Below are 13551 nucleotides of genomic sequence, written 5' to 3'. Positions count from 1 at the left end.
GCATGAGCAGCCAAGACATCACCGCCCGCGCCGCGCCGCGCACGCAGCGCAAATGGCCTGCGGAAGTGAACATCCTCCTGGTCCTGATCGGCATCGCCCTGGTCTTCGAGATCCTGGGCTGGATCTTCCAGGGACAGTCCTTCCTGTTTTCCTGGAACCGGCTGAAGATCATGATCCTGCAGGTGTCCGTGATCGGCATCATCGCCGTGGGCGTGACGCAGGTCATCATCTCGGGCGGGATCGACCTGTCCTCGGGTTCCGTGGTGGGCGCGGTCGCCATGGTGGCGATGTCCTTTGCCCAGGTCTCGACCTATGCCCGCGCGGTCTATCCGGCGCTGACCGACCTGCCGATGATCGTGCCCCTGCTGATCGGGCTTGGCTGCGGGGCCGTCGTCGGCCTCATCAACGGCTGGCTGATCGCCTATACCAAGATCCCGCCTTTCATCGCCACGCTGGGCACGATGGTCACGGTGCGCGGCTTTGCCAAGTGGTACACCAAGGGCCAGCCGATCAGCTTCCCGACCGAGGGTTTCGCCTGGATCGGCAGCGGCATGATGCCGGTCGTCATCTTCATCCTGGTGGCGCTGATCTTCCACGTGGCGATGAAATACACCCGCTATGGCAAGTTCACCTATGCCATCGGCGCCAATGCCCAGGCCGCCCGCGTGTCCGGCATCGACGTGGAACGCCACCTGGTCAAGGTCTATGTCATCGCCGCGATGCTGGCAGCACTTGCCGGGATGGTGGTCGCCGCACGCGGCCAGACGGCGCAGGCGGGCATGGGCCTGGCCTATGAACTGGACGCCATCGCCATGGCGGTGATCGGGGGCGTGTCGCTGAACGGCGGGCGAGGGTCGATCCTGGGCACGGCCATCGGGATGATCATCTTCGGGGTCATCATCTCGGGCTTCACGTTCCTCAGGCTCGACGCCTACTACCAGGAAATGATCAAGGGCGCGATCGTCGTGGCCGCCGTGGTGGCCGACGTCCACCGCCAGCGCAAGCGCCGGAAGACAAGCTAGGCCCGCGCTCTCCTTTCACACCCAACCGACGGGAATGCACCCCCATGACCAGACTCATCGCCACCACCGCCCTTTGCCTGTCGCTGGCCGCGCCCGCCGTGGCGGAAACCCGGATCGGCGTCACCATGACGTCCTTTGACAACCCCTTCCTGACGATCCTGCTGAACGGCATCCGCGCCGAGGCGGAACGGACCGAAGGCGTCACCCTGTCGGTCGAGGATGCGCAACTGGACGTCGCCAAGCAGCTGAACCAGGTCCAGAACTTCGTGGCGAACGGCGTCGATGCGATCATCGTGAACGCGGTCGATGGCGACAGCACGGCCGCCATCACCGCCACGGCGACGGGGGCGGGCATCCCGCTGATCTATGTGAACCATCCGCCCGCCGAACTGGAAACCGGGATGCCCCAGGGCACCGCCTATGTCGGGTCGCAGGAAACCGACGCGGGCCGCCTGGAAGCCGCCGCCGTCTGCGCGGCGCTTGAAGGGCGCGAGGATGCCAAGGCGGTGATCCTGATGGGTCCGCTGGAAAACCACGCCGCCCATGTGCGCACGCAGATGGTCGAGGAAGCCTTCGCCCAGCCCGATTGCGAGGTCGAGATCATCGAAAAGCAGGTCGCCAACTGGAACCGCGTGCAGGCGCAGGATCTGGTGACCTCCTGGCTAACGGCGGGCCTGGAATTCGACGCCATCGTCGCCAACAACGACGAAATGGCGATCGGCGCGGCGCAGGCCCTGGCCGCGACCACGGGCAAGGGCGACATCGTCATCGCGGGCATCGACGCCACCGCCGACGGCCTGGCCGCGATGGAGGCGGGGCAGATGGACGTGACCGTCTATCAGAACGCCACCGGCCAGGGCGAACAGGCGGTCCGCACCGCCGTCGCCGCCGCAGCGGGCGAAAAGATCGAGCCCGAACACTGGATCCCGTTCGAGCCGGTCACGCCCCAGAACATGGCCGATTACCAGAAGTAACCGGCCTTTGCCGGGCGGGGCGTCTCCTCCTCCCCGCCCTGCCCGGCCCCTGACCCCTGTCCGAGACGCCCGATGAAACACACGCTTGACCCGCACATGATCCGCCACCTGTCGCTGGAGGATACCGTCCGCAAGGTGGCCGAACTGGGCTATGACCATGTGGAAATGTCGCCCCGCCCGGATTTCTTTTCCTGGTGGACGCGCCCGAAGCTTTACCCGGAACGGATCCGCAGCTTCAAGCAGGCGCTGCGCGATACGGGCGTGGGCCTCGCCTCGATCCAGCCGATGTATCGCTGGGCCAGCCCATACCCTGATGAATGGGACGTGGCGATCGACAACTGGAAGCGCGCGATCGAATGGGCGGTGGAACTGGAATGTCCCTTGTTCGTCAGCGAGTTCGGACGCGGCGGCAGCCCCGACCGAAGCCTGAACGACCGTTCGGGCCTCCATCGTCCCGAAACCTGCGAAAACCAGTTCTTCCGCGCCATGGACGTGCTGGTCCCGATCCTGGAACGCGAGGGCATCAAGCTGTCGCTGGAGGCCCATCCCGAGGATTGGCTGGAGGAAATCGCCCCGGCGGTGGACATCATCAAGACCATCAACTCGCCCATGGTGCGCGCATCCTTCATCGCGCCGCACACCTTCTTCTACGGTCCCGACATGGTGGCGAACCTGCGCGCGACCGAAGGACTGCTGGAACATGTGCGGCTTGCCGACACCTATGACCACAACAAGTCCTCGGCCCTGCGATACATCGTCAACCCGCCGGGATCGAAGGTGCGCGTCCACCAGCACACCGATTTCGGCCAGGGCGAGATCGACTGGGACACCTTCTTCGCCACCCTGGCCGACATGAAGTTCGACGGCGTGTTGTCGAACTGCGTCTTCGCCTGGGAAGACCGGGCCGAGGACAGCGCCCGATACATGCTGTCGGAAACCAAACGATACGTCGAAAAATACTGGAAGTGAGATCCAACATGACCGTCAGGATTGGTGTCATCGGCACCGGAGCCATCGGCCGCGACCACGCGCGGCGCATCAACCAGGTGCTGTCGGGCGGCACCATCACCGCGCTGTCGGACGTCAACCGCGCATCCGCCGAGGCCGTCAAGGCGGACATCGCCCCGGATGCCACCGTCTTCGACAGGGGCGAGGATCTGATCGCCAGCACCGATGTGGACGCGGTGCTGGTCACCTCCTGGGGCGCGACGCATGAACAATATGTCCTGGCCGCAATCGCGGCCGGCAAGCCCTGCTTCTGCGAAAAGCCGCTGGCGACGACCGCCGAGGGCGCCAAGCGCATCGTCGATGCCGAGGTGGCGCACGGCAAGCGTCTGGTGCAGGTCGGCTTCATGCGCCGCTATGACGAAGGCTACGCTGCGCTGAAGAAGGTCGTGGACGGCCAGATCGGCGCCCCGATCATGGTCCATGCCGCGCACCGCAACCCCTTCGTGCCCGAGGCCTATACGACGCCCATGGCGATCCACGATACGCTGATCCACGAGATCGACGTGTTCCGCTGGCTTCTGGACGACGACTATGTGTCCGCCCGCGTGACCTTTCCCCGGTCCTGCGCACGTTCCCACGCCAAGCTGCGCGACCCGCAGATCGTGACGCTGGTGACGGCCAAGGGCACGGTCATCGACACCGAGATCTTCGTGAACTGCCATTACGGCTATGACATCCAGTGCGAGGTCGTGGGCGAGGATGGCGTTGCCCGGCTGCCCGAACCGATGGCGATCCAGACGCGCCTGAACGCGACGTTGCAAAACCCGATCCTGACCGACTGGAAGGACCGCTTCGTTGCTTCCTATGACGTGGAACTGCAGGACTTCCTGAAGGCCGCGGCGCAAGGCACGGCATCGGGACCGACCTCCTGGGACGGCTACATGGCGGCCGTCACCTCGGACGCCTGCGTCCAGGCGCAGGAAGCCGAGGGCGCCATGATCGCCATCACCTATCCCGACCGTCCCGCCCTTTACGCCCAAGGCTGACCCCATGCGCTTTGCCCTGAACCACATCGCCGCGCCGAACCTGTCGCTGCCGGACTTCTTCGCTGCTGCCCGCGACCTTGGCGTGACCGAGGTCGAGATCCGCAACGACCTGCCCGATGTCTTGTCCCAATGGCGTCCCGAGCAGGTGAAGGCCGAGGCCGAAAAGGCCGGCGTCACCATCGTCTCGATCAACGCGCTTTACCCCTTCAACACCTGGGCGGGCAACCTGCCCGCGCGGGCCGAGGAGATGGCCGACTATGCTGCCGCCTGCGGGGCCAAGGCCCTGGTCATGTGCCCGCTCAACGACGGCACGCCGGTCGCCTTTGACAGCCTGGTGGGTGCGCTGACGGCGATGAAGACGATCCTGGACACGCGCGGACTGACCGGGCTGGTGGAACCGCTGGGCTTCCCGATCTCGTCCCTGCGCACCAAGGCCGAGGCGATCCGGGCCATCCAGGCCGCCGGGGGCGAGGGCACCTTCCGTCTTCTGCACGACACCTTCCACCACCACCTGGCGGGTGAGACTGAGTTCTTCCCGGATTGGACCGGCCTTGTCCACATCTCGGGCGTGACCGATCCGGCGGTGTCGGTGGCCGACATGCTGGACGCGCACCGGGTGCTGGTGGACGGCGGGGACCGGCTGGAAAACCTGCCCCAGATCCGCGCGCTGCTGGACGCGGGCTATGACGGGGCCTTCAGCTTCGAACCCTTTGCCCCCGAAGTGCATGGGGCCGCCGATCCCAAGGGCGCGGTGAAGGCCAGCATGGCCTTTGTTTCCGCGCAGCTTTGACCAAAAAGGACCGATCCCATGACCAAATCCCTTGACCTGATCACCATCGGCCGCGCGGGCGTCGATCTTTACGGCGCGCAGGTCGGCGGGCGGCTGGAGGACATGGGGTCGTTCCGCAAGTATATCGGCGGCAGCCCCACCAACATCGCCTGCGGCACGGCGCGGCTGGGGCTGCGGTCCGGTCTCATCACGCGGGTGGGCGACGAACATATGGGCCGCTTCATCCGCGAACAACTGGTGCGCGAAGGCGTGGACGTGCGGGGCGTCAGGACCGATCCCGACAGGCTGACGGCCCTGGTGATCCTGGGGATCCGCGACCAGGAACAGTTCCCGCTGATCTTCTATCGCAGCGACTGCGCCGACATGGCGCTGTGCGAGGACGATATCGACGAGGGCCTGATCGCGGACGCTCGCGCGGTGCTGGCGACCGGCACGCATCTGTCGCATCCGCGCACGGAAGCCGCTGTCGTCAAGGCGCTGCGGTTGGCCCGCAAGCATGGGGCGCGGACGGCACTGGACATCGACTATCGCCCGAACCTCTGGGGGCTTGCCGGGCACGACGCGGGCGAAAGCCGCTTCGTGGAAAGCGCGGCGGTGACGGCCCGGCTTCAATCCACGCTGCCCCTGTTCGACCTGATCGTGGGCACCGAGGAGGAGTTTCATATCGCTGGCGGCACCACCGACACCATCGCCGCGCTGCGGGCGGTGCGGGGCGTCACCGACGCGACCCTGGTCTGCAAGCGCGGGGCTGCGGGCGCGGTGGCCTTTACCGGCGCCATCCCCGACAGCCTGGATCAGGGCGAAGCCGGTCCGGGCTTCCCGATCGAGGTCTTCAATGTGCTGGGCGCGGGCGACGGCTTCTTTTCCGGGCTGATGAAGGGCTGGCTGGATGGCGAGCCTTGGCCCAAGGCCCTGGAATACGCCAATGCCTGCGGCGCGCTTGCGGTCAGCCGGCACGGCTGCACGCCCGCCTATCCATCGCTGGCCGAGTTGGAGTTCTTCCTGAAACGCGGCGTGACCCGGCCCGACCTGCGCAACGACCCCGAACTGGAACAGGTCCACTGGGCCACCAACCGCCACCGGCGCACCGGGGGCGATTGGTCCACCATGCGGGTCTTCGCCTTCGATCACCGGATGCAGCTGGAACAGATGCCCGGCTATACGCCCGAAAAGGGCGGCGCCTTCAAGGAACTGTGCCTGCGGGCCGCGTTGCAGGTCCAGGGCGGCAAGCCGGGATACGGGATCCTGTGCGACAACCGCATCGGGCGCGACGCGCTGCATGCCGCGTCGGGCACGGGCCTGTGGATCGGGCGTCCAACCGAATGGCCGGGATCGCGGCCGCTGGAACTGGAACCGGACCTGGGCCTCGACTGCGGCGGGCTGGAGGCTTGGGCGCGCGAGAACGTGGTCAAGGTGCTGTGCTTCTGCCATCCCAAGGACGATCCCGCGACCCGCGCCGCGCAAGAGGAAACCGTCAGGCGCCTGTTCCAGGCCGCGCGCCGCAACGACCTGGAATTCCTGCTGGAGATCATCCCGTCCAAGGTCGGACCCGTTGACAACGAGACAACGGCAACCCTGATCCGGCAGTTCTATGCGGCGGGCGTCTATCCCGACTGGTGGAAGCTGGAACCCCTGACCGAAGGGGTGGCCTGGCGCAAGGCCATTGCCGCCATCGAGGATAACGACCCCAACACCCGCGGCATCGTGGTCCTTGGCCTCGACGCGCCCGAGGCGGCACTGGCCGACAGCTTTGCGGTCGCCGCAAGCTTTCCGCTGGTCAAGGGCTTCGCGGTGGGACGCACGATCTTCGGCGCGGTGGCGCGGGCCTGGCTGGACGGCGACCTGACCGACGGCGAGGCGGTCGAGGAGATGGCACGGCGATACAGTCGGCTTTGCGGCATCTGGGACAAGGCGCGGGCAAGCGCGAAGGTGGCGGCATGAACCGGCATCTGGACAAGGGGGACGGACAGCCTGTCCCGGCAGATCACGCAAGAGGAGCCAAGATGAGCGGAACGATCAGGCTGACGGCCGCGCAGGCGATGATGCAATGGCTGTCCGTGCAGATGACGGAAGACGGCGAACGCTTCATCGAAGGCTGCTGGGCGATCTTCGGCCATGGCAACGTCGCGGGCATCGGAGAGGCGCTGCAGGGCATCGGCGACGCCTTCCCGACCTGGCGCGGCCAGAACGAACAGACCATGGCCCACGCTGCCATCGCCTACGCCAAGGCCAAGGCGCGCCGCCGCGCCCATGCGGTGACCAGTTCCATCGGACCGGGGGCCACCAACATGGTCACGGCCGCCGCGCTTGCGCATGTGAACCGCCTGCCGGTCCTGCTGATCGCGGGCGATGTCTTCGCCAGCCGCCGCCCCGACCCGGTGCTTCAGCAGGTCGAGGATTTCGACGACGGCACCGTATCGGCCAATGACTGCTTCCGCCCGGTGGTGCGATACTTCGACCGCATTCAGCGGCCCGAGCAGTTGCTGACCGCCCTGCCCCGCGCGCTGCGAGTGATGACCGATCCGGCCAATTGCGGCCCGGTTTGCCTGGCCTTCTGCCAGGATACCCAGGCAGAAGCCTATGACTGGCCCGAGTCCTTCTTCGAACCCCGCGTCTGGCGCATCCGCCGCCCGGAACCCGACAGGCAGGAACTAGAGGAGGTGGCGGGCCTGATCCGCGCCGCGAAACGCCCCGCCATCGTCGCGGGCGGGGGCGTGATCTATTCCGGGGCCGAGACCGCGCTGTCTGCCTTTGCCGGCCGCCACGGCATCCCTGTGGCGGAAACGCAGGCGGGCAAGTCGGCACTGGCGCAGGCGGATCCGATGAACTTCGGCGCGGCGGGCGTGGACGGATCGGCTGCGGCCAATGCGGTGCTGCGGGACGCGGATCTGGTGATCGGCGTCGGCACGCGGTTGCAGGACTTCACGACCGGATCGCGGACCATGTTCGCGCCGGATGCGACCCTGGTGTCGATCAATGTCCACGGCTACGACGCCGCCAAGCACGGGGCGGTGCCGCTGGTGGCCGACGCGCGCGTGGCTTTGGAAAAGCTGACGGCGGCCCTGGGCGATCATCGCGCCGCCTTCGACGGCAGCGCGCGCACCGACTGGCTGGCCGCCGTCGATGCCCATTGCGCGGCACCTTCGCCCGGCAACGACCTGCCCACCGACGCGCAGGTGATCGGCGCGGTCCAGCGCGCCGCGCCCGACGCCATCGCCATGTGCGCCGCCGGCACCATGCCCGGCGCGCTGAAGCTTTTGTGGCAGCCCGCGCAGGGCGGATACCACATGGAATACGGGTATTCCTGCATGGGCTACGAGATCGCGGGCGCGATGGGTATCAAGCTGGCGCAGCCTGACCGAGAGGTGATCTGCTTCGTGGGCGACGGCAGCTACATGATGGCCAACAGCGAACTGGCCACGGCGGTGATGCGGCGCGTGCCCTTCACGGTCGTGCTGACCGACAACCGGGGCTATGGCTGCATCAACCGGTTGCAACAGGTCTCGGGCGGCGTTCCGTTCAACAACATGTATGTGGACTGCAACGTCGAGGACCAGCCCCGGATCGACTATGTCGCCCATGCGGGGTCCATGGGCGCGCATGCGGTCAAGGCCGGCGGCATCGCCGAGTTGGAAGCGCAGATCGCCGCCGCGCGGGGGCGCGACATCCCCACCGTGATCGTGATCGACACCACCGCTAAGGACGGCCCCGCCCACGGCCTGACGGCTGATGCCGGTCATTGGTGGGACGTGGCCGTTCCCGAAGTGGGCGCGACGGACAGGCTGCGCGACGCCTATCAAACCTATCTGGAAAATGCCGCCCGCGCGCGGCTGGTGAACTGAGGAAAGCACCCATGATCCGCTATGGCACCAATCCCATCGCCTGGGCCAATGACGACGACCAGACCATCGGCGCCCATATCCCGACCGAGCAGATCCTGAACGAGGCAGGCCGCATCATCGGCTTCGACGGGATCGAGAACGGCCACCGCTGGCCGGACGATCCGCAGGCGCTGAAGGATCTGCTGGGGCGATATGGGTTGAAGTTCATCTCGGGCTGGTATTCGACCAACCTGCTGGTGGGTTCGGTCGAGGACGAGATTGCGGCGGTCCAGCCGCATCTGGCCAAGCTGAAGGCAAACGACTGCCGCGTCTGCATCGTCTGCGAATGTTCCAACACCGTGCATGGCAATCCCCGCGTCGCGGTGAACGACCGGCCCCGCCTGACGGCCGCCGAGATGACCGAATTCGGCCGCAAGATCGAGGAATTCGCGGCCTATCTGGCATCGCAGGGGATCACGCTGGCCTATCACCACCACATGGGCACGGTGGTCGAATCGCCCGACGAGATCGACGCCTTCATGGCCGCGACCGGACCCGCCACGCACCTGCTGTTCGACGCGGGCCATTGCACCTTCGGCGGCGGCGACCCCCAGGCGGTGCTGCGCAAGCACGCCCCCCGCGTGGCCCATTTCCACGCCAAGAACATCCGCCGGGACGTGACCCAGCGGGTGCGGGCGGAAAACCTGTCCTTCATCCAGGGCGTGCTGGCCGGGGCCTTCACCGTGCCGGGCGATCCCGAAGGCGCCATCGACTTCGTGCCCTTGCTGCGCATCCTGGCCGAGGCGGGCTATGACGGCTGGCTGGTGATCGAGGCCGAGCAGGACCCGGAAAAGCGCAATCCGCTGGAGTATCAGTCACTGGGGCTGAAGTCGCTGAAGGCGGCGGCAGCCGAGGCGGGACTGGACCGCGCGGCGGCGGCGTGAGCGCGGTGGGGGCTGTCTGCCCCCACACCCCCGAGGATATTTCCACACAGAAGACAAGGCCCGTCATGAGCACCCTTCTTCGCAGACCCTTCGGCACCCATGGCGAAGTGCATCGCATCACGCCGCAATCGGCCGGCTGGCGCTATGTGGGATTTTCGCTTCACCGCCTGCGCGCTGGCGAAAGCGTGACGGAAGCCACCGGGGAAAGGGAGGCGATCCTGGTCCTGGTCGAGGGCAAGGCCCAGATCCGCGCGGCTGGCCAGGACTGGGGCGTTCTGGGCAATCGCATGGATGTCTTCGAAAAGACCCCGCCGCATTGCCTGTATGTGCCTCCCGGCCAGGACTGGCAGGCCCAGGCCACGACCGATTGCACGCTGGCTGTCTGCACCGCGCCGGGCCAGGGCAACCATCCCGCCCGCCGCATCGGCCCGGACGGGATCACGCTGACCCGGCGCGGCCAGGGCACCAACACCCGCTGGATCAACAACATCGCCATGGAGGACCAGGATTTCTGCGACAGCCTGCTGGTCACCGAGGTCTTCACCCCCGCAGGCCACTGGTCATCCTATCCCAGCCACCGCCATGACGAGGACGACTTTCCCCGGATCACCTATCTCGAGGAAACCTATTACCACCGTCTGAACCCCAGGGACGGGTGGGCCGTTCAGCGGGTCTATACGGACGACGGCAGCCTGGACGAATGCATGGCCATGCGCGACGGCGATGTGGTCCTGGTGCCCCGTGGCCACCATCCCTGCGCGGCGCCGCACGGGTTCGAGCTTTACTACCTCAACGTCATGGCGGGTCCGCGCCGGAACTGGCGCTTCGTCGCCGCCCCCGAGGTCATGGGCGTCATCGAGAAGGACGCGCGCCAGGCTCAGGCGAGTTGATAAAGTATTAACGGCACAATCACCGGGGAACATCTGGACGGTCGATCTGTTGGTGGTCGGTCGTCCGCCCAGTGCGGGCGTGTGATTCGCGGTCCGAATGCGGACCTTCAATCCACGATCAGCCAAGGCTCTCCGATGTTCTACACCGACAACAAGCTGCAATACCCGGTTCGCGTCGATTCCCCAAACCCCGTGTTCGCCCGCGCCCTTCAGCAGGCCATCGGCGGGGTCGAGGGCGAGATCCGCGTGGCCATGCAGTACTTCTTCCAGGCCTGCGGCGCGCGTGGCAATCCCAAGTTCCGCGACCTGCTGATGAACACCGCCGCCGAGGAACTGGGCCATATCGAGATGCTGGCCACGGCCGTCGCCATGAACCTTGAAGGCGCGCCCTTGTCGATGAAAGAGGAAATGGCCGCCACCGATCGCGCCGTGGGCGCGATCATGGGGGGCATGAACCTCAAGAACCTGCTGTCCTCGGGGCTGTCGGCCATGCCGGTGGACAGCGACGGCGTGCCCTTCGACATGTCCCACATCTATGCCAGCGGCAACATCGCCGCCGACATGACCGCCAATGTCGCCGCCGAAACGACCGGCCGCACGCTGGCCGTCCGGCTTTACAACATGACCGACGACACCGGCATGAAGGACATGCTGTCCTATCTGATCGCGCGCGACACGATGCACCAGAACCAGTGGCTTGCCGCGCTCGAGGAACTGGGCGGCATGACCGGCGCCTTCCCGATCCCCAACAGCTTCCCGCAGTCCCAGGAAAAGACCGAGTTCAGCTATGCCTATCTGGGATTTCAGGCCGATGGCAGCGCGCCGGTTCCGGGCCGCTGGGGCGAAGGGCCGTCCATCGATGGCAAGGGCACCTTCACCACCGGCAAGCTGCAACCGTCCGACCAGAAGCCCGATCTGGGCATGGCCCGGCCGGGCAGCGGCGCGCAGGCCGAACAGATCGGGTGATCCCGCAGCCCGCCGGCCGGTGCCGGCGGGCTTTTCATTGTGGACGGAACGATCATGACCCCAAGGCCCTGGATCCGCTGGACGATTGCGCTGGGTTTCGCCCTGGGCGGGTTTTTCGACGGCATCCTGCTGCACCAGATCCTGCAATGGCATCACCTGCTGAGCCTGGTGCCGGGGATGGAGGATCTGCGGCTGCAAATCCTGTGGGATGGCTGGTTCCATGCCCTGATGTACGGGCTGGCAGCCTTGTCCCTGATCGGGCTGTGGCGGGCGCGGGGCGCCGCCGCGGGGTTGAACGGCACGCTGGGGGCGCTGCTGGTGGGTTTCGGGGCCTGGCATGTGCTGGACGGGATCCTGTCGCATTGGCTGCTGGGCATCCACCGCATCAAGTTGGACAGCGCCTTTCCGCTGGCCTGGGATCTGGGATGGTTCCTGGGGCTGGGTGTGCTGCCCATCCTGCTGGGGCGTGCCATCACGCGCAGGCCCACCGACCGCGGCGGCCCTCCGCCCGGCCTGACGGTGTCCGTCCTGGCGGCAGTCAGCCTGGGGGCGGGGACCTGGGCGGCGCTGCCTCCGGTGGATCAGCCCTTCTCCACCATCGTCTTCGCGCCGGGCGTCGATCCAGGAACCGCCCTGTCACGCGCGGGTTTCGGGGAAGGCGACGTGATCTGGTCCGACCCCCTGTCCCAGGTCACGGTCGCGCGGCTGGAAGGCGGCGAGCCCTGGCGGCTTTACCTGTCGGGCGCGCTGCTGGTCAGCGGAACAGGGGTGCCCGCCGGATGTTTCAACTGGGCCCGCGTGTGATGCGGCCCGAACAGGAGAAGACCATGACCCTTGCCATCGTCACCGGCGCCTCGACCGGGATCGGGCTGGAACTGGCCCGAATCGCCCGCGCCGACGGCCACCAGACCATCATGATCGCGAACGAACCCGCCATCCACGAAGCGGCCGCCGCCTTGGGCGGCGAGGCGGTGGAAGCCGACCTGGCTACGCCCGACGGGATTGTCGCCGTTCTGAACACGGTGGCCGGGCGCGATGTGGATCTTCTGATGCTGAATGCGGGCACGGGGATGGGACATGCCTTCCTGGACCAGGACCCCGCCGGGATCGACCATGTGGTGATGACGAACGTGCTGGGCGTGCTGCGGCTGGCGCATTCCCTGGGACGGCGCATGCGCGACAGGGGCGAAGGGCGGATCCTGATCACCGGGTCCATCGCGGGCTTCATGCCGGGAACGTTCCAGGCGATCTACAACGCCTCGAAGGCGTTCCTGAACAACTTCGCCCTGGGCTGGAACGAGGAACTGAAGGACACTGGCCTGACCGTGACCTGCCTGATGCCGGGGATCACCGAGACGGCCTTCTTCGAACGCGCGGGGCTTCTGGACACGAACCTGGGCCAGATGAAGAAGGACGACCCCGCCATGGTCGCCCGCGCCGGCTATGACGCGATGCTGGCGGGCCAGACGCAGATGACGCCGGGGTTGAAGAACAAGATCCAGGCCACGGCTGCCGAAATCCTGCCCGCGGGCGTGGTGGCCAAGATGCACCGGCAGATGGCCAAGCCCAAGGGCGAATGATTTTCCCGCCCGGCCGACAGGCCCGGCGAACCACCGGTCCGGCACGCCGGGCCATCTTCCCACCGACAGGAGAACCACGATGAAACGCAGAACCCTTTTCGCCGCAGGCGCCGCAGCCGCCGTCATGCCGGTCGCCCGGATGGCCTTTGCCCAGACCGCCGCCCCCGATGCGCGCATGCAGGAAATCCTGCTGGGCGGCAATTTCGCGTTGCTCAGCAGCCGACTTGCCGCCGAGAAGGCGACCGATCCCGCCGTCCAGGCCTTCGCCGCGCTGGAAATATCCGAGCAGGAGGCCGTGGCCCGCGCCTTTGGCGCCGCCCCGTCCGACCAGGTCGCGCCCGAACATGCGACCATGCTGGAACAGATGAACGCCATGGAGGCAGGCGCGGAATTCGACCGGCAGTATCTGACGGCGCAGATGCAGGGGCACGAGCAGCTGCGCGTGCTGCACGCGGCCTATGCCGAGAACGGCGAAAACCCGATGGCGCGCGGCGCGTCCATCGTCGGTGTCCCCAGCATCGATACCCACATGTCCATGCTGCGGGCGATCAGCAACCGTCTGGGCTGACG

13 protein-coding genes are annotated in these 13551 nt (G+C 66.8%); all 13 read left to right on the top strand.

Features of this window, described 5'->3' with window-relative positions:
- The first annotated feature begins 2 nt into the window (after positions 1-2).
- The 13 genes from IEX25_RS09075 to IEX25_RS09015 all read left to right on the top strand — a co-directional run bounded on the left by IEX25_RS09075 (position 3) and on the right by IEX25_RS09015 (position 13549).
- Positions 3-1022 (top strand): ABC transporter permease, encoded by a 1020-nt coding sequence (locus IEX25_RS09075; RefSeq protein ID WP_103172412.1) that lies wholly within the window; start codon positions 3-5, stop codon positions 1020-1022.
- Between the two features lie 44 nt (positions 1023-1066).
- A complete protein-coding gene (locus tag IEX25_RS09070; RefSeq protein WP_188714817.1) occupies positions 1067-1996 on the top strand; it encodes a substrate-binding domain-containing protein in 930 nt (309 codons plus the stop codon).
- 72 nt (positions 1997-2068) lie between these two features.
- Positions 2069-2965: a sugar phosphate isomerase/epimerase family protein gene (locus IEX25_RS09065; protein ID WP_188714814.1), complete on the top strand. Its 897-nt coding sequence runs from the start codon at positions 2069-2071 to the stop codon at positions 2963-2965.
- 8 nt (positions 2966-2973) lie between these two features.
- The gene (locus tag IEX25_RS09060; protein WP_188714812.1) at positions 2974-3990 is read left to right on the top strand and encodes a Gfo/Idh/MocA family protein; all 1017 of its coding nucleotides are present in this window, start codon (positions 2974-2976) and stop codon (positions 3988-3990) included.
- A 4-nt stretch (positions 3991-3994) separates the two neighbouring features.
- Entirely contained in the window at positions 3995-4780 is a 786-nt protein-coding gene (locus IEX25_RS09055) for a TIM barrel protein (RefSeq protein WP_188714810.1), read from the top strand.
- 18 nt (positions 4781-4798) lie between these two features.
- Positions 4799-6721, top strand: coding sequence for a bifunctional 5-dehydro-2-deoxygluconokinase/5-dehydro-2-deoxyphosphogluconate aldolase (locus IEX25_RS09050; RefSeq protein ID WP_188714808.1), 1923 nt, complete (start codon positions 4799-4801; stop codon positions 6719-6721).
- Positions 6722-6783: 62 nt separating this feature from the next.
- The gene (iolD, locus tag IEX25_RS09045) at positions 6784-8622 is read left to right on the top strand and encodes a 3D-(3,5/4)-trihydroxycyclohexane-1,2-dione acylhydrolase (decyclizing) (protein WP_188714807.1); all 1839 of its coding nucleotides are present in this window, start codon (positions 6784-6786) and stop codon (positions 8620-8622) included.
- An 11-nt stretch (positions 8623-8633) separates the two neighbouring features.
- Positions 8634-9545 (top strand): myo-inosose-2 dehydratase, encoded by a 912-nt coding sequence (gene iolE / locus IEX25_RS09040; protein ID WP_188714805.1) that lies wholly within the window; start codon positions 8634-8636, stop codon positions 9543-9545.
- A gap of 65 nt (positions 9546-9610) precedes the next feature.
- The gene (gene iolB / locus IEX25_RS09035) at positions 9611-10435 is read left to right on the top strand and encodes a 5-deoxy-glucuronate isomerase (protein ID WP_188714803.1); all 825 of its coding nucleotides are present in this window, start codon (positions 9611-9613) and stop codon (positions 10433-10435) included.
- Positions 10436-10570: 135 nt separating this feature from the next.
- On the top strand, positions 10571-11401 hold the full coding sequence (locus tag IEX25_RS09030) for a manganese catalase family protein (RefSeq protein ID WP_188714801.1): 831 nt from the start codon (positions 10571-10573) through the stop codon (positions 11399-11401).
- A gap of 54 nt (positions 11402-11455) precedes the next feature.
- A complete protein-coding gene (locus IEX25_RS09025) occupies positions 11456-12205 on the top strand; it encodes a DUF2243 domain-containing protein (protein ID WP_188714799.1) in 750 nt (249 codons plus the stop codon).
- Positions 12206-12228: 23 nt separating this feature from the next.
- The gene (locus tag IEX25_RS09020) at positions 12229-12981 is read left to right on the top strand and encodes an SDR family NAD(P)-dependent oxidoreductase (protein ID WP_188714797.1); all 753 of its coding nucleotides are present in this window, start codon (positions 12229-12231) and stop codon (positions 12979-12981) included.
- 79 nt (positions 12982-13060) lie between these two features.
- Positions 13061-13549, top strand: coding sequence for a DUF4142 domain-containing protein (locus IEX25_RS09015; RefSeq protein WP_188714795.1), 489 nt, complete (start codon positions 13061-13063; stop codon positions 13547-13549).
- Positions 13550-13551: the final 2 nt, after the last annotated feature.

Source organism: Paracoccus acridae (assembly GCF_014642735.1).
Taxonomy (GTDB): domain Bacteria; phylum Pseudomonadota; class Alphaproteobacteria; order Rhodobacterales; family Rhodobacteraceae; genus Paracoccus; species Paracoccus acridae.
Note: the sequence above shows the minus strand (reverse complement) of the source record. Positions and strands in the feature narration are given on the sequence as shown.

What these genes read in the sequence shown, in the direction of transcription:
- IEX25_RS09070 (WP_188714817.1), top strand. Translation starts at nt 1,067, where the DNA reads ATGACCAGACTCATCGCCACCACCGCCCTTTGCCTGTCGCTGGCCGCG.
- IEX25_RS09025 (WP_188714799.1), top strand. Translation starts at nt 11,456, where the DNA reads ATGACCCCAAGGCCCTGGATCCGCTGGACGATTGCGCTGGGTTTCGCC.
- IEX25_RS09065 (WP_188714814.1), top strand. Translation starts at nt 2,069, where the DNA reads ATGAAACACACGCTTGACCCGCACATGATCCGCCACCTGTCGCTGGAG.
- IEX25_RS09015 (WP_188714795.1), top strand. Translation starts at nt 13,061, where the DNA reads ATGAAACGCAGAACCCTTTTCGCCGCAGGCGCCGCAGCCGCCGTCATG.
- IEX25_RS09050 (WP_188714808.1), top strand. Translation starts at nt 4,799, where the DNA reads ATGACCAAATCCCTTGACCTGATCACCATCGGCCGCGCGGGCGTCGAT.
- IEX25_RS09060 (WP_188714812.1), top strand. Translation starts at nt 2,974, where the DNA reads ATGACCGTCAGGATTGGTGTCATCGGCACCGGAGCCATCGGCCGCGAC.
- IEX25_RS09020 (WP_188714797.1), top strand. Translation starts at nt 12,229, where the DNA reads ATGACCCTTGCCATCGTCACCGGCGCCTCGACCGGGATCGGGCTGGAA.
- IEX25_RS09075 (WP_103172412.1), top strand. Translation starts at nt 3, where the DNA reads ATGAGCAGCCAAGACATCACCGCCCGCGCCGCGCCGCGCACGCAGCGC.
- iolD (WP_188714807.1), top strand. Translation starts at nt 6,784, where the DNA reads ATGAGCGGAACGATCAGGCTGACGGCCGCGCAGGCGATGATGCAATGG.
- IEX25_RS09055 (WP_188714810.1), top strand. Translation starts at nt 3,995, where the DNA reads ATGCGCTTTGCCCTGAACCACATCGCCGCGCCGAACCTGTCGCTGCCG.
- iolE (WP_188714805.1), top strand. Translation starts at nt 8,634, where the DNA reads ATGATCCGCTATGGCACCAATCCCATCGCCTGGGCCAATGACGACGAC.
- iolB (WP_188714803.1), top strand. Translation starts at nt 9,611, where the DNA reads ATGAGCACCCTTCTTCGCAGACCCTTCGGCACCCATGGCGAAGTGCAT.
- IEX25_RS09030 (WP_188714801.1), top strand. Translation starts at nt 10,571, where the DNA reads ATGTTCTACACCGACAACAAGCTGCAATACCCGGTTCGCGTCGATTCC.